Source organism: Streptomyces sp. NPDC041968 (assembly GCF_055589025.1).
This window is the reverse complement of record NZ_JBVJCB010000003.1, coordinates 70,337-88,415: the sequence shown is the minus strand read 5'-3', so window position 1 is coordinate 88,415 and position 18,079 is coordinate 70,337. Positions and strand designations below refer to the sequence as shown.

Annotated in this window: 23 protein-coding genes and 1 tRNA gene; 6 read left to right on the top strand and 18 right to left on the bottom strand. The window is 72.6% G+C overall.

The annotated features are described in order from the left end of the window. The first annotated feature begins 45 nt into the window (after nt 1-45). Complete coding sequence (locus tag ACZ6EG_RS08520; protein WP_469602786.1) at nt 46-1,551, top strand: MFS transporter; 1,506 nt, start codon at nt 46-48, stop codon at nt 1,549-1,551. 123 nt (nt 1,552-1,674) lie between these two features. Further along, the gene (locus ACZ6EG_RS08515) at nt 1,675-2,433 is read left to right on the top strand and encodes a TetR/AcrR family transcriptional regulator (RefSeq protein ID WP_391971683.1); all 759 of its coding nucleotides are present in this window, start codon (nt 1,675-1,677) and stop codon (nt 2,431-2,433) included. Nucleotides 2,434-2,475: 42 nt separating this feature from the next. Here the strand turns inward: ACZ6EG_RS08515 and ACZ6EG_RS08510 are convergent, their stop codons facing one another. Then, the gene (locus tag ACZ6EG_RS08510; RefSeq protein ID WP_383642999.1) at nt 2,476-2,946 is read right to left on the bottom strand and encodes a PPOX class F420-dependent oxidoreductase; all 471 of its coding nucleotides are present in this window, start codon (nt 2,944-2,946) and stop codon (nt 2,476-2,478) included. Between the two features lie 9 nt (nt 2,947-2,955). Next, nucleotides 2,956-3,363, bottom strand: coding sequence for an STAS domain-containing protein (locus ACZ6EG_RS08505; protein WP_391971682.1), 408 nt, complete (start codon nt 3,361-3,363; stop codon nt 2,956-2,958). 262 nt (nt 3,364-3,625) lie between these two features. Between ACZ6EG_RS08505 and ACZ6EG_RS08500 the strand changes: the two genes are divergently transcribed. Together ACZ6EG_RS08500 and ACZ6EG_RS08495 are read left to right on the top strand one after the other, a co-directional pair. Next, nucleotides 3,626-4,333, top strand: a complete 708-nt coding sequence (locus ACZ6EG_RS08500; protein ID WP_391971681.1) for an ANTAR domain-containing protein — start codon at nt 3,626-3,628, stop codon at nt 4,331-4,333. A gap of 18 nt (nt 4,334-4,351) precedes the next feature. Beyond that, a complete protein-coding gene (locus tag ACZ6EG_RS08495) occupies nt 4,352-5,053 on the top strand; it encodes a GAF and ANTAR domain-containing protein (protein ID WP_391971680.1) in 702 nt (233 codons plus the stop codon). On the opposite strand, the gene ACZ6EG_RS08490 is transcribed toward ACZ6EG_RS08495, so the two are convergent. The 3 genes from ACZ6EG_RS08490 to ACZ6EG_RS08480 all read right to left on the bottom strand — a co-directional run bounded on the left by ACZ6EG_RS08490 (nt 5,036) and on the right by ACZ6EG_RS08480 (nt 9,027). Beyond that, nucleotides 5,036-5,857, bottom strand: coding sequence for a YceI family protein (locus tag ACZ6EG_RS08490; protein WP_391971679.1), 822 nt, complete (start codon nt 5,855-5,857; stop codon nt 5,036-5,038). The two genes, ACZ6EG_RS08495 and ACZ6EG_RS08490, sit on opposite strands and share 18 nt — an antisense overlap. A 109-nt stretch (nt 5,858-5,966) precedes the next feature. Further along, nucleotides 5,967-8,441 carry an MFS transporter gene (locus tag ACZ6EG_RS08485; RefSeq protein ID WP_469602778.1) on the bottom strand — a complete coding sequence of 825 codons (2,475 nt, stop codon included), beginning with the start codon at nt 8,439-8,441 and terminating at the stop codon, nt 5,967-5,969. 85 nt (nt 8,442-8,526) lie between these two features. Next, the gene (locus ACZ6EG_RS08480; protein ID WP_391971677.1) at nt 8,527-9,027 is read right to left on the bottom strand and encodes a MarR family winged helix-turn-helix transcriptional regulator; all 501 of its coding nucleotides are present in this window, start codon (nt 9,025-9,027) and stop codon (nt 8,527-8,529) included. Between the two features lie 205 nt (nt 9,028-9,232). On the opposite strand from ACZ6EG_RS08480, the gene ACZ6EG_RS08475 reads away from it, so the two are divergent. After that, nucleotides 9,233-9,430, top strand: a complete 198-nt coding sequence (locus ACZ6EG_RS08475) for a hypothetical protein (RefSeq protein WP_391971676.1) — start codon at nt 9,233-9,235, stop codon at nt 9,428-9,430. Nucleotides 9,431-9,558: 128 nt separating this feature from the next. Here the strand turns inward: ACZ6EG_RS08475 and ACZ6EG_RS08470 are convergent, their stop codons facing one another. From ACZ6EG_RS08470 to ACZ6EG_RS08435, 8 genes are all read right to left on the bottom strand, one after another. After that, nucleotides 9,559-10,497, bottom strand: coding sequence for an RNA polymerase sigma factor SigF (locus tag ACZ6EG_RS08470; protein WP_391971675.1), 939 nt, complete (start codon nt 10,495-10,497; stop codon nt 9,559-9,561). 292 nt (nt 10,498-10,789) lie between these two features. Beyond that, nucleotides 10,790-11,731 (bottom strand): RNA polymerase sigma factor SigF, encoded by a 942-nt coding sequence (locus ACZ6EG_RS08465; protein WP_391971674.1) that lies wholly within the window; start codon nt 11,729-11,731, stop codon nt 10,790-10,792. 213 nt (nt 11,732-11,944) lie between these two features. Continuing rightward, nucleotides 11,945-12,238 carry a Dabb family protein gene (locus tag ACZ6EG_RS08460; protein WP_383643024.1) on the bottom strand — a complete coding sequence of 98 codons (294 nt, stop codon included), beginning with the start codon at nt 12,236-12,238 and terminating at the stop codon, nt 11,945-11,947. Beyond that, entirely contained in the window at nt 12,238-12,414 is a 177-nt protein-coding gene (locus ACZ6EG_RS08455; protein WP_356602837.1) for a hypothetical protein, read from the bottom strand. The genes ACZ6EG_RS08460 and ACZ6EG_RS08455 overlap by 1 nt, the downstream gene beginning before the upstream one ends. Before the next feature lie 87 nt (nt 12,415-12,501). Then, nucleotides 12,502-12,586: transfer RNA gene (locus ACZ6EG_RS08450), tRNA-Ser, on the bottom strand. 55 nt (nt 12,587-12,641) lie between these two features. Next, nucleotides 12,642-13,073, bottom strand: a complete 432-nt coding sequence (gene tadA, locus ACZ6EG_RS08445) for a tRNA adenosine(34) deaminase TadA (protein ID WP_391971673.1) — start codon at nt 13,071-13,073, stop codon at nt 12,642-12,644. A gap of 101 nt (nt 13,074-13,174) precedes the next feature. Beyond that, entirely contained in the window at nt 13,175-13,723 is a 549-nt protein-coding gene (locus ACZ6EG_RS08440) for a tRNA adenosine deaminase-associated protein (RefSeq protein WP_391971672.1), read from the bottom strand. Between the two features lie 332 nt (nt 13,724-14,055). Then, the gene (locus tag ACZ6EG_RS08435; protein WP_383643030.1) at nt 14,056-14,298 is read right to left on the bottom strand and encodes a hypothetical protein; all 243 of its coding nucleotides are present in this window, start codon (nt 14,296-14,298) and stop codon (nt 14,056-14,058) included. Nucleotides 14,299-14,438: 140 nt separating this feature from the next. Here ACZ6EG_RS08435 and upp point away from each other — a divergent pair, with 140 nt between their 5' ends. Next, nucleotides 14,439-15,074 carry a uracil phosphoribosyltransferase gene (gene upp, locus ACZ6EG_RS08430; RefSeq protein WP_391971671.1) on the top strand — a complete coding sequence of 212 codons (636 nt, stop codon included), beginning with the start codon at nt 14,439-14,441 and terminating at the stop codon, nt 15,072-15,074. Nucleotides 15,075-15,114: 40 nt separating this feature from the next. On the opposite strand, the gene ACZ6EG_RS08425 is transcribed toward upp, so the two are convergent. From ACZ6EG_RS08425 to ACZ6EG_RS08405, 5 genes are all read right to left on the bottom strand, one after another. Next, nucleotides 15,115-15,735, bottom strand: a complete 621-nt coding sequence (locus ACZ6EG_RS08425) for a LytR C-terminal domain-containing protein (RefSeq protein WP_469603509.1) — start codon at nt 15,733-15,735, stop codon at nt 15,115-15,117. A gap of 147 nt (nt 15,736-15,882) precedes the next feature. Then, complete coding sequence (locus ACZ6EG_RS08420; protein ID WP_003999914.1) at nt 15,883-16,179, bottom strand: type II toxin-antitoxin system VapB family antitoxin; 297 nt, start codon at nt 16,177-16,179, stop codon at nt 15,883-15,885. A 240-nt stretch (nt 16,180-16,419) separates the two neighbouring features. Beyond that, nucleotides 16,420-16,575, bottom strand: a complete 156-nt coding sequence (locus tag ACZ6EG_RS08415) for a hypothetical protein (protein WP_391971670.1) — start codon at nt 16,573-16,575, stop codon at nt 16,420-16,422. Between the two features lie 99 nt (nt 16,576-16,674). Next, nucleotides 16,675-17,217, bottom strand: a complete 543-nt coding sequence (locus ACZ6EG_RS08410) for a hypothetical protein (RefSeq protein ID WP_469602770.1) — start codon at nt 17,215-17,217, stop codon at nt 16,675-16,677. A 90-nt stretch (nt 17,218-17,307) separates the two neighbouring features. Further along, entirely contained in the window at nt 17,308-17,991 is a 684-nt protein-coding gene (locus ACZ6EG_RS08405) for an HdeD family acid-resistance protein (RefSeq protein WP_391971668.1), read from the bottom strand. Between the last annotated feature and the right edge of the window lie 88 nt (nt 17,992-18,079).

Sequence of the window (18,079 nt, the reverse complement as noted above, 5' to 3'; positions counted from 1 at the left end):
CCCCTCTGCTGTACAGCGTATGGGAGTCCCTATACGCTGTACAGCATGACGACGTCCTCCCCGGAACAGGAAGAAGGGCGGGTCCAGACCCCGCCCCCCGTCCAGGGCCACCCGCAGCGCTGGCTGATCCTGGGAGTCATCAGCCTCGCCCAGCTGACCGTGGTGCTGGACAACACGGTGCTGAACGTGGCCATCCCCTCCCTCACCGACGAACTCGGTGCGGCCAACTCCGACATCCAGTGGATGATCAACGCCTACTCACTGGTGCAGTCGGGCCTGCTGCTCACCGCGGGCAGCGCGGCCGACCGCTACGGCCGCAAGAAGATGCTGGCGGCGGGCCTCGCCCTGTTCGGCCTGGGCTCGCTGGCCGCGGGTCTCGCGGACACCACCGGCCAGCTGATCACCGCGCGGGCCGGTATGGGCGTCGGCGGCGCCCTGCTGCTGACCACCACGCTCGCCGTGGTCATGCAGATCTTCACGCCCGAGGAACACGCCAAGGCGATCGGCATCTGGAGTGCCGTCAGCGCGCTCGGCTTCGCCTCCGGGCCGCTGATCGGCGGTTTCATGCTGGACCACTTCTGGTGGGGCGCGATCTTCCTGATCAACCTGCCGGTCGTGGCCCTCGGCCTGGTCGCCGTCGTGACGCTGGTCCCCGAGTCGCACAACCGGCAGGGCGACCGCCCCGACCTCCTGGGCGCCGTACTCTCCACGATCGGTATGGCCGGGCTGGTCTACGCGATCATCTCCGGCCCCGAGCACGGCTGGACGTCCGGCCGGGTCCTGGCCACGGCGGCCGTCGCGGTGGGCGTGCTGGCGCTCTTCGCGTACTGGGAGAGCCGCATCCCGTACCCGATGCTCGACCTGGCCTTCTTCCGCAACCGGCAGTTCACGGGCGCGGTGGCCGGGCTGGTGCTGATCACCTTCGGCATGGGCGGCGCGCTGTTCCTGCTCACCCAGCACCTGCAGTTCGTGCTCGGGTACGGCCCGCTGGAGGCGGGGCTGCGGACCGCGCCGCTGGCCCTGACGGTGGTGCTGCTGAACTTCTCCGGGGTGGCGGCGAAGTGGCTGGCCAGGCTGGGCACGCCGGTGGCGGTGCTGCTGAGCATGGTGCTGATGTCGGCGGGCCTGGTGGCCATCGCCACGCTCACCGGCGAGGGTTACGCCGGCACGCTGCTCGGCCTGCTGCTGATCGGCGTCGGCTGCGCGCTCGGCAACCCGGCCATGGCCCACGCCATCATGAGCGCGATCCCGCCGGCCAGGGCCGGGGTCGGCGCGGGCATCAACGGTACGTTGGCCGAGTTCGGCAACGGGCTGGGCGTGGCCGTGCTGGGAGCGGTGCTGAACTCGCGGTTCGCGGCGCTGGTACCGGTGACGGCGGCGTCGTTGCCCGCGGCGCTGGCCTCGGCACAGGGGGAGGCGGAGCGGGAGCGGGTGATCGACGCGTTCTCCGCGGGGCTGGAGAGCAGCCAGTTGGTGGGGGCGGTGGCCGTGCTGCTCGGCGGGGTGGTGGCGGCCGTGCTGCTGCGGCGGGCGGAGAAGGAGGGTGCCTAAGAGCCCAGGCGGTGGGGTAGTGGTGCGGCAGCGGGCTCGTTGTGCCTGTTCACGCCGTTGTCGGCGCCCCTGGCGGGACACCTGGCGGGTCCGGCGGATGAGGGGTCGAGGAGAAGAGCGCAGATGGCTGAGGCAGGACGGCAGGGGCCGCGGGCCAGTGTCTGGCTGGCGGGCGAGGGCCGTCGCGGCGGGCGGCGCGGTGGGCAGCCGTCCGGACTGGACCGGGAGCGGATCACCGCGGTGACGGTCCGGCTGCTGGACGCCGAGGGCCTGGCCAGATTCTCCATGCGCCGCCTGGCCGCCGAGCTGAACGTCACCGCGATGTCCGTCTACTGGTACGTCGACACCAAGGACGAACTGCTCGAACTCGCCCTGGACGCCGTCTTCGGCGAGCTGCGCGACCCCGACCCGGAGACCGGCGCGGACTGGCGCGCCCGGCTGCGCGCGCTGGCCCGGGAGAACCGCCGGCTGCTGGTGCGCCACCCCTGGCTGTCCCAGCTGACCGGCACCTACCTGAACATCGGGCCGCACTCGATGGCCTTCTCCCAAGCGGTGCAGGAGGTGATGCGCCTGAGCGGCCTCCCTCCGCACCGTCTGACCGGCGCCATCTCCGCCGTCTTCCAGTTCGTCTACGGCTACGGCACGATCGAGGGACACCTCCTCGCCCGCGCGGCGGCCACGGGGAGGAGCCCGGACGACTACTTCCGGGACTCCATGGAGGCGGCGGCCGACCTGCCGCACCGGGCGGACGTCATCGAGGAGTCCCGGGCCATCATGTCGGCCCGCGGCGGCGACACCGTGGAGGAGATGCTGGACCGGGACTTCGAGTTCGCGCTGGACCTGCTCGTGGCGGGCATCGAGGCGATGGTCGAACGCGGGTGACCGGGCCCCGGCCGACGGGTCGCTCCGTATCCGGCCAGCGCGTCAGCCGTCGGACGCCGACCGCGCCGGGAAGCCGCCCGTGGCCACCGGGCCCCACTTCTCCGGCGTCACCCGGATGATCGACTTGCCCTGCTCCACCATGGCCCGCCGGTACTCGTCCCAGTCGGGGTGCTCGCCGGCGATGTTGCGGTAGTACTCCACGAGCGGCTCCACGGAGTCCGGGGCGTCGATGACCTCGGCGGTGCCGTCGATCTGGACCCAGGGGCCGTTCCACTCGTCGCTGAGCACGATGAGGCTGACCCGGGCGTCCCGCTTCGCGTTGCGCGTCTTGGCCCGCTCCGGGTACGTGGAGACGACGATCCGGCCGGAGTCGTCGACCCCGCAGGTCAGCGGCGACCCCTGGGGGCCGCCGTCGGCCCGCCGGGTCAGCAGGACCGCCCGGTGCCGGGGGCGTACGAAGTCCAGCAACTCGTCGAGGGACACACGGGTGTTCGTCGCGATGTTCGGTGCCATGCGGCCAGCCTAGGCCGCCGCCCCGCCGCACGCCCCGCCGTCGGGTCCCCGCGCCGCACCGCTGTGCGGATGCAGTGCCTCCGCGAGGTTGTCGTGCACCGGCACGTCCCGGCGCAGGCCGGACAGCTCCAGGACGCGGCTCGGCACACCCTCCGGGGCGGCCACCACCCGCAGTTCGGTGCGGCCGGGCAGGCGGGCGTGCACCTCGGAGAGGAGGCGGATGCCCTGGGAGTCCATGAAGCGGGTCGCGGTCAGGTCCAGTACGAGGGTGTGCAGGGCGCCGGAGTGGTGGTCCACCGCCGCCATGATCATGGGCAGCAGTCCCTCGGCATTGCAGAAGTCGATTTCCGGGGGCAGGTCCAGTACGGCGTAACCGGGCGGCTCGCACGGTTCGCAGGGGCGGGGAAAGAGGGGCACGGCACTCACCTGGCAGACGTTCGTCTTGCTTCCGGCTAGGCCTCTTCCTGACCCGTTCCCTCCATTCCACCACGCCGCCGACGGCACGCGTAGGGCGCCTGCTCGGTCCGTCGACCGGGCGTCACCGGAGCGCAACCAAGCAGCTAGAGTGCTGTCCGTCCTGTGCTCGCAGTCAGGAATGTGCTGCGGAGCTCTCCTGCGCACGGTCGCCAGACCGTGCACGCCGAAGAGGTTCGTGGTGGTTACGTCCGAATTTACTGATTTGCCGCGTTTTCCGGTGGGCTTCGAGCTGGCCGAAGCGCTGACGGCGGCGGCTCGGCAACTGCACGCGACGGGCACCCCCGACAAGACCCTGAGCGCCGCGGTCGCACTGACGGTGCGCCTGCTGCCCGGCGCGGAGCACGCGGGCATCTCGGAGGTCCAGCGCGGCAGCCGCTTCCGCACCCTCGCCTGGACCGACGAGGCCGTACGGTTCGCCCCCGAGTCCCAGCCCGGCGGCCGCGAGCCGCACCCCGACTGGGACCGCCTGTGGACCACGCCGGTGGTGCGCACGGACGACAGCGATGCGGACGGCCGCGGCAACGTCCTCTCCTGCCTCGGCCTGCGCTCGGCGCTCTCGCTGCGGCTGCGCGCCGACCGGCGCCGCCTGACCGTGCTCACGGCGTACGCCCGCAAGCCCCACGCCTTCGACGAGGACGCGACCCGCCTCGGCCGGCTGTTCACCGCGCACGTCAGCCTCGCCCTGGACGCGGCGACCGTGCGCGAGCAGCTCACCGAGGCCATGCGCACCCGGGACCTGATCGGCCAGGCCACCGGCATCCTCATGGAGCGCCTGGACATCGACGCGGCCGGCGCCTTCGACTCCCTGGTCAAGGCCTCGCAGCGGGAGAACGTGAAGCTGCGCGACCTCGCCCGGCGCATCGTCGACGCGAACACGGGTTCGGGTGGGCGAGGCGTCAACGAGCGATGAGGGGATATCCGTACGGGCATGACCCAGGAGATCCCCGACACGCTGGACCAGGCCATTGCCCGCAGCCAGGGTCTCGACCCGCTGCTGCGTGATCTGACCGACCGCGCGGTCGCGCACGTGCCCGGTGCCGACGCGTGCTCCGTGACGGTGCGCCGCGCCGACCGGCTGATGACCCTGGCGGGCAGCTCGGGGCTGCCCGCCGGACTGGACCTGCGGCAGTACGAGAACGGTTCGGGCCCCTGCGTCGACGCGGCCGATACGGGAGACACGCAGTACTCCCCCGACCTGGCCGCGGAGACCCGCTGGCCCACGTACACGGAGTACGCGCTGGCCACCGGCGTGCGCTGCGTACTGGCGCTGCCGCTGCCCGTCCGGGGCGAGACGGGAGCCGCGCTCAACCTCTACGGCCGGGAGCCGGAATCGCTGGCCGAGGGACGCGAAGCGGCCCGCACCTTCGCGGTGCGGGCCGCGGACGCCGTGAACGAGGCCCTGCGTCTGGAGCGGCAGCAGGCGTCGGCGACCGACGTGCGCACCGCCCTGCTCTCCCGCAGCGTCATCGACCAGGCGGTCGGCATCCTGATGGCCCGGGAGCGGATCGACGCGCACCATGCCCTGGAGCGGCTGCGGCGGGCCTCGCAGCACACCAACGTCAAGCTCCGGGACCTGTGCGACGAGCTGGTGGCCCGGGCGTCCGGCGGCGCCTCACGCCGTCGGCAGTGACTCCCCCTGGACCGCCTGGATGTCCAGCTCGACCCTGAGGGTCGTGCCGATGGCGGCGATGCCGGCCTGGAGGACCTGGTTGTAGTTCATGGCGAAGTCCTCCCGCCGCAGCTCCGTGACCGCACGGAACGCCGCCCGGGTGCCGCCCCACGGGTCGGCGCCGGTGCCGAGGTAGGACAGGTCCAGGTCGACCGGGCGGACCACGCCGTGCAGGCCCAGCTCACCGTGGACGGTCCAGCGGTCCTGGCCGGCCTGTGTCACACCCGTGGAGCGGAACGTGATGTCCGGGAACCGCTCGACGTCCAGGAAGTCGCCGGAGCGCAGGTGGGTGTCGCGCATGCCGTTGCCGGTGTCGATCGAGGCGGCCCGGATCACCGCCTCCACCCGGGACTTGGTGACGTCGTCCGGCGCGATCTCCACCACGCCCGAGAAGTCCGTGAACCGGCCGTGCACGCTGGAGATGCCCAGGTGCTGGGCGACCGCGGCCACGCTGGAGTGCGCCGGGTCGATGGTCCACGGCCCGGGCGGCGGCAGTTCGGTGCCGCCCTGGCGGGCCAGGGTCACGGTGCCGACCTCGGCCCGGCCGCTCGCGGTGACGATCGCGCTGGACGCGGCGGGCGCGTAGCCGACGGCCGTGACGATGACGGTGTACGCCCCCGGCGTGAGCGGGGTGGTGTCCCGCACGGCGCCCTCGGTGTCCGCCTCCGCGCGCAGCACCTGCGTGCCGGTCATGTCGGTCACCGTGACGACCGCGTGCGACACGGCCCATCCGTCCCGCGTTCGGATCCTCGCGGTCAGTCCCATCCCGTTTTCTCCCTGCAAAGGCTCAGAAAGTGGTCGTAAAGAAGCCGGCCCGTGGTGGGCGGGCGCACCTCCGCTCAGAGCGCGCACGCCACCACGGGCCGGGGACTCGCTACTCGCCGGGGTGGGCGAGCTCGATGTCGTGGCCGTCGGCACCCGGGCCGGCGACCGTCAGGGCCGTCGCCACCGGCGGGTAGCCGGTCGCGATGACGGTGTACTCACCGGCGTCCAGGTCGGTGAAGGCGTACGCCCCGTCCGCGCCGGTGGTGGCCGTGCCGACCACGTTGCCCGCCGCGTCGACCAGGGTGACGCGGGCGTCGGCCAGCGGACCGTGCGGAGCCCGCACCACGCCCTGGACCTGCGCGCCGGCCTGGAGGTCGACCTCGACCCGGGTGACGCCGGTGCCGCCCACCTCGACGGGCAGGGCGCGCGGCCGGTAGCCGGCGGCGTTGACCGCGACGGTCACCGTGCCCGGCACCAGTTCGGCGAAGGAGAACTCGCCGGCCTCCCCGGTGGCGGCGGTGGCCAGCAGGTCCCCGCGCACATCGGTCACGATCACCATCGCGTCCTTGACCGGCAGCCCGTTCTCCACGGCCCGGACCAGGCCGTTCAGCCCGCTGGTGCCGCTGAGCAGGATGTCGTACGCGACCGGCTCGTCGTTCACGACGATCGTCGAGGCCTGCGGCTGGAAGCCGTCGGCGGAGGCGATCAGGACGTACGAACCCGCGCTCGGCGCGTCGATCCCGTAGGAGCCGTCGGCCTGGGCGACCGAGCGGCCCAGCTGCCGGCCCGCCAGCGAGATCAGCGTGACGGCGGCCTGCGGGACGGGGGCGGACTCGGCGCCGCGGACGAAGCCGCGGACCGCGATGCCGCCGGAGACGGGCGCCTGCGGAGCGCCGGAGCCGGTCGCCGTGGCGACGGCGGCGAGGCGCTGCGTGGCCGTGTCCCGGGCACCGGTGTCGGTGGAGGAGACGGCGGCCGCCACACCGGCCGGGACCGGCGCGTCGGTGACCCGGGCGGTCTCGGACGGAGCCGGGGCCGCCGGGGAGGCGGTGCCGGCGGAGGCCTCGGCGGCCTGGGCGAGTGCGCCGGAGGTGCGCAACGGGACCTCCTTGATGAAGAGGGTGACGAGGAACGCCAGCAGGGCGATCGGGGCGACGATCAGGAAGATGTCGGCGATGCCGTGCCCGTAGGCGCTCTCCAGCCACTCGCGGATGCCGGGGGGCAGCAGGTCCATGTCGGGGATCGCGCCGCTGCCCGAGGCCTTGGCGGCCGCCGCCTGCTCCTGCGGGCTGAGCGAGCCGATGGTGTCCGAGGCGTAGTGGCTGATCCGGGTCGACATCACGGAGCCGAGCACCGAGACGCCCACCGCGCCGCCGAGGGACCGGAAGAAGGTCACGACCGAGGAGGCCGCGCCCAGGTCGCTCGGGGCCACCTGGTTCTGCGTGCACAGGACCAGGTTCTGCATCATCATGCCGACGCCGAGGCCCATCAGCGCCATGTAGATCGCGATGTGCCAGTAGGGGGTGTCGTAGCGCATGGTGCCGAGCAGGCCGAGGCCCGCCGTCAGCAGGACGCCGCCGGCCAGCAGCCAGCCCTTCCACTTGCCGGTCTTGGTGATGATCTGACCGGAGAGCGTGGACGAGACGAACAGGCCGCCGATCATCGGGATGGTCATGACGCCCGACATGGTCGGGGACTTGTCCCGGGCCAGCTGGAAGTACTGGCTGAAGTAGACGGTGCCCGCGAACATCGCGATGCCGACGAACAGCGAGGCCAGCGAGGCCAGCGTGATGGTGCGGTTGCGGAACAGGCGCAGCGGGATGATCGGCTCGCTGGCCTTCGACTCGACGAGGAGGAAGAGCAGCGTCAGCACGATCGCGCCGCCGACCATGGCGCCGGTCTGCCACGACATCCAGTCGTACTTGTCGTCCGCGAAGGTGACCCAGACGAGCAGGAGGCAGACGGCCGCGGTGACGAAGAAGGCGCCGGCCCAGTCGACCTTGACCTTCCGCTTGACCACGGGCAGGTGCAGCGTCTTCTGGAGCACGATCAGCGCGAGGATCGCGAAGGGCACGCCGACGTAGAGGCACCAGCGCCAGCCGAGCCAGCTGGTGTCGGTGATGACACCGCCGAGCAGCGGACCGCCCACGGTCGCGACCGCGAAGGTGGCGCCCAGGTAGCCGGAGTAGCGACCGCGCTCCCGCGGGGAGATCATCGCGGCCATGATGATCTGCGCCAGGGCGGACAGACCGCCGGCGCCCAGGCCCTGGATGGCCCGCGCGGTGATCAGCATCGCCGGGTTCTGCGACAGACCGGCCACGACGGAGCCGATGACGTAGACGATCAGGGCTATCTGGACCAGGGCCTTCTTGCTGACCAGGTCCGCGAGCTTGCCCCACAGGGGGGTGGAGGCGGTCATCGTCAGCAGCGAGGCGGTGACGACCCAGGTGTAGGCGCTCTGGCCGCCCCCGAGGTCACCGATGATCTCGGGCAGTGCGTTGGTGACGATGGTCGAGGACAGGATGGCGCAGAACATGCCGAGCAGCAGCCCGGACAGCGCTTCCATGATCTGCCGGTGCGTCATCGGAGCGTCTCCGGTGGAGCCTCCCCCGTGCTTGGCATGAGCCCGCACACCGGCTGGTGTGGTCGTTGCCATGGACTTCCTTTGCTTACGTGGTGATCGCGGGTGTACGGGTGGTCTTCTCGACCTCGGTCGGTGCGGCGGCCCGTGTCTGGGGCGCCCGGCAGTCGTCGAAGCTCGCCCTCAGCCTGGTCATGAGCCGGGTGAGCTGGCCGACCTCGTCGTCGGTCCAGTCGCCGAGACGGTGGGCCAGCAACTGCGTCGTCCGCTCGGACAGCTCGTCCAGCTGGGCCTGGCCCTCGGGCGTCAGGCGCAGGATGCGCGAGCGCTTGTCCGCCGGGTCGGGGGAGCGTTCGATCCAGCCCCGGTCGGCGATGTGCGCGACATGGCGGCTGGTCACCGACATGTCCACGGCGAGCAGCTCCGCGAGCCTGCTCATGCGCATGTCGCCGTGGCGGCCGAGCAGGGTCAGCACGGCGGCGGAACCGCCGGGGCACTCGGCCGGCAGGATCCGGCTCATCTCCCGTTTCACGGCGCCGAAGGCGCTGAACTGGCGGATCAGCTCCTCGTACTGCGCCCTCTCGGCCATGCGCACCTCCCGCTTTGTTGCTTAGGGCAACGATAGGAGCGGTTGGTTGCTACAGGCAAATAAAAACGGGCGCCTCGGCATAAAAAGTTGGCAAAGGCAAGTATTGCGAACGTAAACGCCCAGGTGGCGGAGGGTGAGGGGTCGGAAGGAGGTGCGGCGGCCCCGCGCTTGGGCCCGATCCGCGGATTCGCTAGTGTCTCGGCCCATGGCTAACAACCAGGGCCCCCAGGGCAATTACGACCCCGCAGGCAGCACCCAGATGTTCCGCGCGTTCGTCGACGACGCCCCCCAGACCCGGCAGGCGGCCCCGGCAGCCTCCTCCGGACCCCGCATCGGCCTGATCGCCGGCATCGTGGTCGCCGTGGTCGTCGTCGCGGCGGTGGCCTGGCTGGCGCTCTCGTAGCACCGGCGCGGACCCGCGCGCACGGACGGCACACGCACGACGACGGCGACCGCCGCGGCACCCCCGAGGTGCCGCGGCGGTCGCCGCTGTGCCGTGCGCCGGACCCGGTCCGGCTCGTGCGGCCGGACTCAGTCCGAGATGAGGCCCTCGCGCAGCTGCGCCAGGGTGCGGGTCAGCAGCCGGGAGACGTGCATCTGCGAGATGCCGACCTCCTCACCGATCTGCGACTGGGTCATGTTGGCGAAGAAGCGCAGCATGATGATCCGCCGCTCCCGGGGCGGCAGCTTGGCCAGCAGCGGCTTGAGCGACTCGCGGTACTCCACGCCCTCTAGCGCCGTGTCCTCGTAGCCGAGGCGGTCCGCCAGCGAGCCCTCGCCGCCGTCGTCCTCCGGGGCCGGTGAGTCCAGCGAGGAGGCGGTGTACGCGTTGCCCACCGCGAGGCCGTCGACGACGTCCTCCTCGGACACGCCCAGCACGGCCGCCAGTTCGCCGACCGTCGGGGAGCGGTCCAGCTTCTGGGAGAGTTCGTCGCTGGCCTTCGTCAGGGCCAGGCGCAGCTCCTGGAGGCGGCGCGGGACGCGCACCGACCACGAGGTGTCGCGGAAGAACCGCTTGATCTCGCCGACCACCGTCGGCATCGCGAACGTCGGGAACTCCACGCCCCGTTCGCAGTCGAAGCGGTCGATCGCCTTGATCAGGCCGATGGTGCCGACCTGGACGATGTCCTCCATCGGCTCGTTGCGGGAGCGGAAGCGCGCGGCGGCGTAACGCACCAGCGGGAGGTTCAGCTCGATGAGGGTGTCCCGGACGTAGGCGCGTTCGGGGCTGTTCTCGTCGAGGGCGGCGAGCCGCAGGAACAGGGAGCGGGACAGGGTGCGGGTGTCGATGGCCCCCGGGGCCGGAAGGGCCTGTGCCGGCACGGCGTCGAGGGTCGGTACGGCGTCGACGGCCTGCACGTCATCGACGGAGCCGATGGGGCCGACGGGGCCGAGTGCCTCGATCGTGTCGGGCGCGGTCTCGCTCTCCGCGAGCGCGAGCACCTTCGAGCTGCCCTGGTCTGCGGACATGCCACCCCCTTTGGGTCGCGGGACGGTCGCGGCACACGCTCCCACGCCGGGAACGCAGCCTTCACCTGAATACCGGAGCCGAGGCTCCGGCAAACGCGTCTCCGGCAGAATGTCACATGTCGGCAACGCGCTGTAGTGACATGTCGACATCCGAGACGCGAAAACCCCCTGGAAACAGGGGGTCTGACGGCCTTTCGGCTCGATTCCGCCCACAACGTCCCTGGTGAGCGATTCGCTCGTCCCGGTGACCCGTCGCGCGCGCCTTCGATTGCGTGTCGAGGCGCTTTCGAGACTACGCCTCGATCCGGTTCGCCGACCTCAAACGCTGGAAACTGCGCGCCAGGAGCCGGGAGACGTGCATCTGGGAGACGCCGAGTTCCGCGCTGATCTGCGACTGGGTGAGGTTGCTGTAGTAGCGCAGCAGCAGGATGCGCTGTTCCCGTTCGGGGAGCTGGACGAGCAGGTGCCGGACCAGGTCGCGGTGCTCGACGCCGTCGAGGGCGGGGTCCTCGTAGCCGAGCCGGTCGAGCAGTCCGGGCAGCCCGTCGCCCTCCTGGGCGGCCTCCAGCGAGGTGGCGTGGTAGGACCGTCCCGCCTCGATGCAGGACAGCACCTCCTCCTCGCTGATGCGCAGTCGTTCGGCGATCTCGGCGGTCGTCGGGGAGCGCCCGAAGGCGGTGGTGAGGTCCTCGGTGGCGCTGTTGACCTGCACCCACAGCTCGTGCAGCCGGCGCGGTACGTGCACGGTACGGACGTTGTCGCGGAAGTACCGCTTGATCTCGCCGACGACGGTCGGCATCGCGAACGTCGGGAACTGCACGCCCCGTTCCGGGTCGAAGCGGTCGATGGCGTTGATGAGCCCGATGGTGCCGACCTGGACGACGTCCTCCATCGGCTCGTTGCGGGAGCGGAAGCGGGCGGCGGCGTAGCGCACCAGCGGGAGGTTGGCCTCGATGAGCGCCGCCCGTACGCGGTCGTGTTCCGCGGTGCCCGGTGCCAGGTTCTTCAGCTGCCCGAAGAGCACCTGGGTCAGGGCCCGGGTGTCGGCCCCCCGGCTGCGCTGCGGCGTGGACTCCCGCGCGGGCGGCTCCTGGGCCTGGGCGGGCGGTACGGGGGGCTCCTGGGGTTGGGCGGGCGGTACGGGGGGTTCCTGGGCCTGGGCGGGCGGTGCGAGCGGCTCCGGGGCCTGGGCGGGCGGTGCGGGCGGTGCTTGAGGCGCAGTACTGGCCGGCACGGTCAACTCCACCTCGTGATCTGTCAACTCTTCCGTCACTCATCCGTCAAAAGCGGTCATAGCATCACAAGACATGTGCACTGTGTGCAAGCACCGCATAACGTCGTGTTGAGTGAATGCGGAGGGCCGCGCGGGGCGCGGGCCGTGGTGAAACGGGCAGCGGCCCCGCACCTGACAGGTGCGGGGCCGCTGCGCACGGCGGTACCGGGGTCGCTAGAACTCGTAGTCGGCGATCACCCAGGTGGCGAACTCCCGCCACAGGGCGACGCCCGCCTGGTGCGCGGGGTGGTCGAGGTAGCGCTGGAGGGCGCCGGCGTCGTCCACGGCGGAGTTGATGGCGAAGTCGTAGGCGATGGGCCGGTCGCTGATGTTCCAGGCGCACTCCCAGAAGCGCAGCTCCTCGATCCGGCCGCCGAGCGACCGGAAGGCCTCGACGCCCTCCTCGACGCGCGGGTCGTCGCGCTCCACGCCGTCGTTGAGCTTGAACAGCACCAGGTGGCGGATCATCACTTTCCTCCGTTGGCGGCCCAGGTCATGAAGTCGCCGACGGCGCCCGCCGCGTCGGAGATGCCCTGGAAACCTATCTGGACGTAGTCGGCGGCCTTCGCCGGATCCGTGATGATCACATACAGCACGAAGACCACGAGTGCGTAGACGGCGATCCTCTTCGCGTTCACCGCCACCGCGGCCTCCCCTGTCCCTTTGCTGACGCCTTTTGGTCGCTCATGATCGCACGAAGGGCCCCGTCTCTCGACGGGGCCCTTCAAGAGCGGTAGCGGAGGGATTTGAACCCTCGGTGACTTGCGCCACACTCGCTTTCGAGGCGAGCTCCTTCGGCCGCTCGGACACGCTACCGAGAGAGACCTTACAGCACGGTGCGGCGTGCTCAGAAATCGGAATCCGGCGGGCGTCAGCGGTCGCGGAAGAAGTCCGTGAGCCGCCGGGCGCACTCGTCGGCCAGGACGCCCTCGATCACCTCGGGACGGTGGTTGAGCCGGCGGTCGCGCACCACGTCCCACAGGGAGCCGGCCGCGCCCGCCTTGTCGTCGCGGGCGCCGTAGACGACGCGGTCCACGCGGGACTGCACCAGCGCGCCCGCGCACATCGTGCACGGCTCCAGGGTGACGACGAGCGTGCAGCCGGACAGCCGCCACTCGCCCGCCTCCGCCGCGGCCCGCCGGAGGGCGAGGACCTCGGCGTGGGCGGTCGGGTCGCCGGTGGCCTCGCGTTCGTTGTGCCCGCGCGCCAGCACCGTCCGGCCGTCCGGTGCCAGCACCACGGCGCCCACCGGGACGTCCCCGCCCCGCGCCGCCCGTCCGGCCTCGGCCAGGGCGAGCCGCATCGCGGCCCGCCACCGGTCACGTACGGGATCGGGCGGTACGGAGTGGTCGGGCGGTGCCGTTCCCGGTGCCGGGCTTCCCGGGCCCTCCCCGGCCGGCGCGGTCAGCGGACGGTCTCCAGGACCTCGGAGGCGCCCAGGGCCTCGGCGATCTCGCCGACCGCGTCCCCGGACATCGCGCGCAGTTCCTTCTCGCTCAGGCCGAGGTCGTCGAGGACCTCGGCGTCACCGACCGGTCCGTGCGGCACGGCCTCCGCGCTGCCGGCGGCCGCGTCACCGCCGCCGGCACCGTCCTCGTCCTCGTCGTCGGACTCGCCGTCCTCCGTACCGTCGAGGTCGAGGGCGTCGAGGTCGACGCCCTCGTCACCGGGGTCCCGGCCGAGCAGCTCGTCGGTGAGCAGGATCTCGCCGTAGCTGCTGCGGGCGGCCGCGGCCGCGTCCGAGACGTAGATACGGGGGTCCTCCTCGCCGTCCACCCGGACGACTCCGAACCACGCGTCCTCCTGCTCGATCAGCACGAGCACCGTGTCCTCGTCGGGAGAGGCTTCCCGGGCCAGGTCGGCCAGATCCGACAGGGTCTCCACATCGTCGAGCTCAGTGTCGCTCGCTACCCATCCGTCTTCGGTGCGCGCGAGCAGTGCGGCGAAGTACACCGTGACTCTCCCACTGGTCCTAGGCGTGCCGGTTGGGGGTCCCCCCGGCGGAGGCTGCGGGTGGGGAGCGGTGCTCCGAGCCCACCCACTCGGAATCGTGGCAGAAACAAGGCCCTCAGGGGATGTCTTCGGCGCCCTGTGTCCGGCAGTTTCGACCCGCCTCCCGGAAGTACATACCCGGGTGGCCGCCCATCAGCGCTCTCGTCGCCGCCACGTGCGGATCGTACGCGGATTCCCGCCGCGCCCGCGTACGCCGCCGCCGTGACGTCGGCGCGGCGCGCTCCGCCCGGCCGGACGGGGGCCACCGCGCGCTCCGCCCGGCCGGACGGGGGCTACCAGCGGAAGGTGCGCATGCGCATCGCGTGGCGCAGCCGCGCGGTCTTGGCGCGGCGCGGCTGCACGCGGTCGCGCAGCTCCCGGGCCTCCGCGAGGTCGCGCAGGAACTGGGCCCGCCGCCGACGGCGTTCGGCCTCCCGTTCCGGCTCCGTACTCCGCTCCGTGCTCCGCTCCGTCCCGCGCGTCGTCCCCGGCTCCTCGCCGGGGGACGGCGTGTTGTGGAAGTCCCGGTCAGGCACAGTCTCACCACCCAGCGTCCGTCCCTCCCACCTTCCCCCGGCCGGGGGGTTTGACGCCCGCGGATGAGCGCGGTCGTGGCGCGGGCCGGTCCGCGGCCGCGGGGACGCCGGCCCCACGGGGCCCGGTTACTGTGGGGGACATGCGTCTCCACGTCGTCGACCACCCCCTGGTCGCTCACAAGCTCACCACGCTGCGCGACCAGCGCACCGACTCCGCGACCTTCCGCCGTCTCGCCGACGAGCTGGTCACCCTGCTCGCCTACGAGGCCACGCGCGACGTGCGCACCGAACAGGTCGACATCCACACGCCGGTCTCGCAGACCACCGGCGTCAAGCTGTCCCACCCGCGCCCGCTGGTGGTGCCGATCCTGCGGGCCGGTCTCGGCATGCTCGACGGCATGGTCCGGCTGCTGCCGACCGCGGAGGTGGGCTTCCTCGGCATGGTGCGCAACGAGGAGACGCTGGAGGCCTCCACCTACGCCACGCGCATGCCGGAGGACCTCTCCGGCCGCCAGGTGTACGTCCTGGACCCGATGCTGGCCACGGGCGGCACCCTGGTCGCCTCGATCCGGGAGCTCATCAAGCGCGGCGCCGACGACGTGACGGCCGTGGTGCTGCTCGCCGCCCCCGAGGGCGTCGAAGTCATGGAGCGCGAGCTGGCCGGCACCCCGGTGACGGTCGTGACGGCCTCGGTCGACGAGCGGCTCAACGAGCACGGCTACATCGTGCCGGGCCTCGGCGACGCGGGTGACCGGATGTACGGGTCGGCCGAGTAGGCCCCTCCCGCCCCCGGTCCCGCCGCAGCGGCTCTTCTTCTCAGCAGCTCTTCTTCTCGGCGACGGTCGTCGTACGCGGCGCGCTCAGCCTCGCCAGCGCCGCGTCGGCGTCCGGCCGCTTCGCCAGTTCCCTGAAGCCGTCGCCGATGATCAGGTCGACGGCGGCGCCCTTGCGGGCCGCCTCGCCACGGCGTTCGGCGCCGGGGAGCTGGGTGCCGAGCACGGGCAGCGCGCCCTTCAGGGACGCGGCCGGACCCAGCAGGACGCCGGCGCCCTTGACCTTCTTGTCGTACTCCTTGGGCGCGTTGCCCACCTCGCCGACGCGGAAGCCGCGCTTCTTCAGCTCGTCGGCCGTCTTCTGCGCCAGGCCGCCACGGGTCGTGGCGTTGAGCACGTTGACGGTGACCTGGGCCGGCCTGGGCACGGCCACGGCGGCGGGTGAGGGGCTCGCCTTCGCGGCGACCGTCCGGCAGTCCGCCCCGGCACCGATCGCGGAGGCCTTGTCGCCGCCGGTGAAGACGTCGATGAGCTGCAGCGTGCCCCAGCCGAGCAGTCCCAGCACGGTGACGCAGGCGACGGCGGCGACCGCGAACCGGCCGCGCCGTCGGGCCGGTCGCATCCGCGGGTACTTGTCCCCCGTGATCTTGTACTGGCCGCCCATGCCAGGGGGAGTGAGCATGCTCATGAGCGCAGCGTAGTGCGCCCGGGCGGCGATGCCTATTAGATGATCAGTCGGCGTTCCGAGGTTCACCGCAATGCAACCCGAAAGGGTCAAGCGGCGGCGTCAGAGGGCCTTCGAGGGCGCCGGTCAGTCGAGTTCGAGCACGCGCGCGTGCAGCACCTGACGCTGCTGGAGCGCCGCGCGCACCGCGCGGTGCAGGCCGTCCTCCAGGTACAGGTCGCCCTGCCACTTCACGACGTGTGCGAAGAGGTCGCCGTAGAAGGTGGAGTCCTCGGCGAGGAGGGTCTCCAGGTCGAGCTGGCCCTTGGTCGTCACGAGCTGATCGAGGCGGACCGGGCGCGGCGCGACGTCCGCCCACTGCCGGGTGCTCTCCCGGCCGTGGTCGGGGTACGGCCGGCCGTTTCCGATGCGCTTGAAGATCACACGGAAAGCCTACCGGCCGGGACGCGGCCGGCGCAGCCTTGGCGGCGCAGTACGGCGCCGGAAATGACGCCGTAAACGGGGCAAACGGGGATGGTGGCCGGCGAGGGCCGCCCCGTCGGCGCGTCGTCGCTGTGCTCCGGGCCCGCTGTCGGCGAGCGGTCGACGTGCGTGCGGTGCGCGCTCGGCGTGCCGGCGGGGACGGGGCCGGTCGCGGCCCCGTCCCGCCGCGCGTCAGCCGCGTCAGCCGCGCCCCCCTTCTCGGTCGCGCCCCCCTTCTCGCGCGGGCGGCCGGGGTTCGCTCGGGGCCTGCGGGCCGCCGGTGCCGGGCTCGGGGGTGCGGCGGGCGGCCTCGGCGCGCAGGAGGGCGCGCAGGACGGCGTAGGGGTCGTTGAGCATGGGTGGGCTCCTCGTTCCTGGTTCCGTGTTCCCGTGGCGGGGCGCTCCGCGTGCGCGCGGAGGGCCGGTGGACCGGCGCGGGAGGCCGGCCCGGTCCCGTCAGCAGCGCAGGACCACGGAGCGCGGGGCGCGCGAGGCGGGTGGCGGGCCGGTCGGAACGGGGGCCGGGGGTACGCGGTCGGCACGCACGCGGAGGCGGGCCGCCGGGGCCGACCGGGTGACGACGGTGCGACGGCCGCCGCGGGCCGGTGCGCGCAGGGCGGTGTCGAGGTGGTCGTACTCGCCGGCCGCGCCGCCGCCGGTGGCTCCCCCGTTCGCACCGGCCGCCGCGGCGACCGGCGTGGCCTGGGCCGACGCGTGCGTGCAGGGGATGAGCAGGACGAGCAGCAGGACCAGGGCCCGCAGCCAGGCCGCGCGGCGGCGCGACGAGGGCGCGGGCCTGTGCGCGCGGGCCGGTCGTATCGCGCGTACCGCGTGGGCCGGCCGTATCGTGCGGGCCGCCCTTCCGGCGCGTGCCGTGCGTCCGGCGCGGGCGGTGGTGGCGGTCGGAGTGGCGCGGGCGGTGGTGGTGCGGGTGGTGTGTGCGTTCGTGGCGCTTCGGGTGGCGCGCGCGTTCGTGGCGGCATGCGGTGCGGGACTCACGTCAGGTCGTGTCCCTCCGGCGGCTCACCGGCCGTAGGGCCGGTCCGGGAACCCCTCGCACGGCGCGCGGCCACCCGGCGCGGGCGGCGTTCACAGGGCGTGCGGGACCTGGTGGGCGCGCCCGCGCAGACGCACCGACGTGACGATCTCGACCACGCCGACGGCGACCAGCCACCAGCCGCCGACCAGCATGAGGACGGCGGCCGATTCGACCGGCGAGTCGATCATGACGACGCCGGCGGCCACCGTGACCACGCCGAGGAACACGTGCCAGCCGCGCGCGGGCATCGCCGGGTCGTGCACCGCGGCCACGATCTGCGTGACGCCCCGGAAGAGCCAGCCGATGCCGATCCACAGGGCGAGGAGCAGCACCGACTGCAGCGGGCCGCGGAAGCAGAACAGGCCGAGCAGGATCGACACGGCGCCGCTGACGAAGGCGAGGACCCGCAGGGCGGTCGTCCGGTGGGTGCCGAAGGCGGCGGCCAGTTGGAGGACGCCGCTGACGACGAGGTAGAGACCGAAGAGCACTCCGGCGGCGCGCAGCGAGGCACCCGGCCAGACCAGGACCAGCACGCCGAGGACGAGCGAGGCGGCCCCGGTGAGCAGCACGGTCCGCCAGGCGGTGCGGGACAGCAGGTGCAGGGGCCCTTCCAGGGCCGGTTCGGGCTCGTGCGGCCCGGCGGCCGGCATGCGCGTGCGCGTGCCGTGCCGGGCGTGCACCCCGCGATCGTCGTACGGCTGTCCCCCGGGGGATCCGCTCGGTGGCTCGGTCATGCTCCATGCTGGGAGCGCCCCCACGGGCCCTGCCACTCGAGACGGTCCAGCGGACTGACGGCGCGGGCGCGGCGGGCGCCGGGGACCG

Coding starts and splice junctions, on each gene's coding strand:
- ACZ6EG_RS08520 (WP_469602786.1), top strand. CDS start 46: ATGACGACGTCCTCCCCGGAACAGGAAGAAGGGCGGGTCCAGACCCCG.
- ACZ6EG_RS08515 (WP_391971683.1), top strand. CDS start 1,675: ATGGCTGAGGCAGGACGGCAGGGGCCGCGGGCCAGTGTCTGGCTGGCG.
- ACZ6EG_RS08510 (WP_383642999.1), bottom strand. CDS start 2,946: ATGGCACCGAACATCGCGACGAACACCCGTGTGTCCCTCGACGAGTTG.
- ACZ6EG_RS08495 (WP_391971680.1), top strand. CDS start 4,352: ATGACCCAGGAGATCCCCGACACGCTGGACCAGGCCATTGCCCGCAGC.
- ACZ6EG_RS08490 (WP_391971679.1), bottom strand. CDS start 5,857: ATGGGACTGACCGCGAGGATCCGAACGCGGGACGGATGGGCCGTGTCG.
- ACZ6EG_RS08485 (WP_469602778.1), bottom strand. CDS start 8,441: ATGACGCACCGGCAGATCATGGAAGCGCTGTCCGGGCTGCTGCTCGGC.
- ACZ6EG_RS08480 (WP_391971677.1), bottom strand. CDS start 9,027: ATGGCCGAGAGGGCGCAGTACGAGGAGCTGATCCGCCAGTTCAGCGCC.
- ACZ6EG_RS08475 (WP_391971676.1), top strand. CDS start 9,233: ATGGCTAACAACCAGGGCCCCCAGGGCAATTACGACCCCGCAGGCAGC.
- ACZ6EG_RS08470 (WP_391971675.1), bottom strand. CDS start 10,497: ATGTCCGCAGACCAGGGCAGCTCGAAGGTGCTCGCGCTCGCGGAGAGC.
- ACZ6EG_RS08460 (WP_383643024.1), bottom strand. CDS start 12,238: ATGATCCGCCACCTGGTGCTGTTCAAGCTCAACGACGGCGTGGAGCGC.
- tadA (WP_391971673.1), bottom strand. CDS start 13,073: ATGCGGCTCGCCCTGGCCGAGGCCGGACGGGCGGCGCGGGGCGGGGAC.
- upp (WP_391971671.1), top strand. CDS start 14,439: ATGCGTCTCCACGTCGTCGACCACCCCCTGGTCGCTCACAAGCTCACC.
- ACZ6EG_RS08425 (WP_469603509.1), bottom strand. CDS start 15,735: ATGGGCGGCCAGTACAAGATCACGGGGGACAAGTACCCGCGGATGCGA.
- ACZ6EG_RS08415 (WP_391971670.1), bottom strand. CDS start 16,575: ATGCTCAACGACCCCTACGCCGTCCTGCGCGCCCTCCTGCGCGCCGAG.
- ACZ6EG_RS08405 (WP_391971668.1), bottom strand. CDS start 17,991: ATGACCGAGCCACCGAGCGGATCCCCCGGGGGACAGCCGTACGACGAT.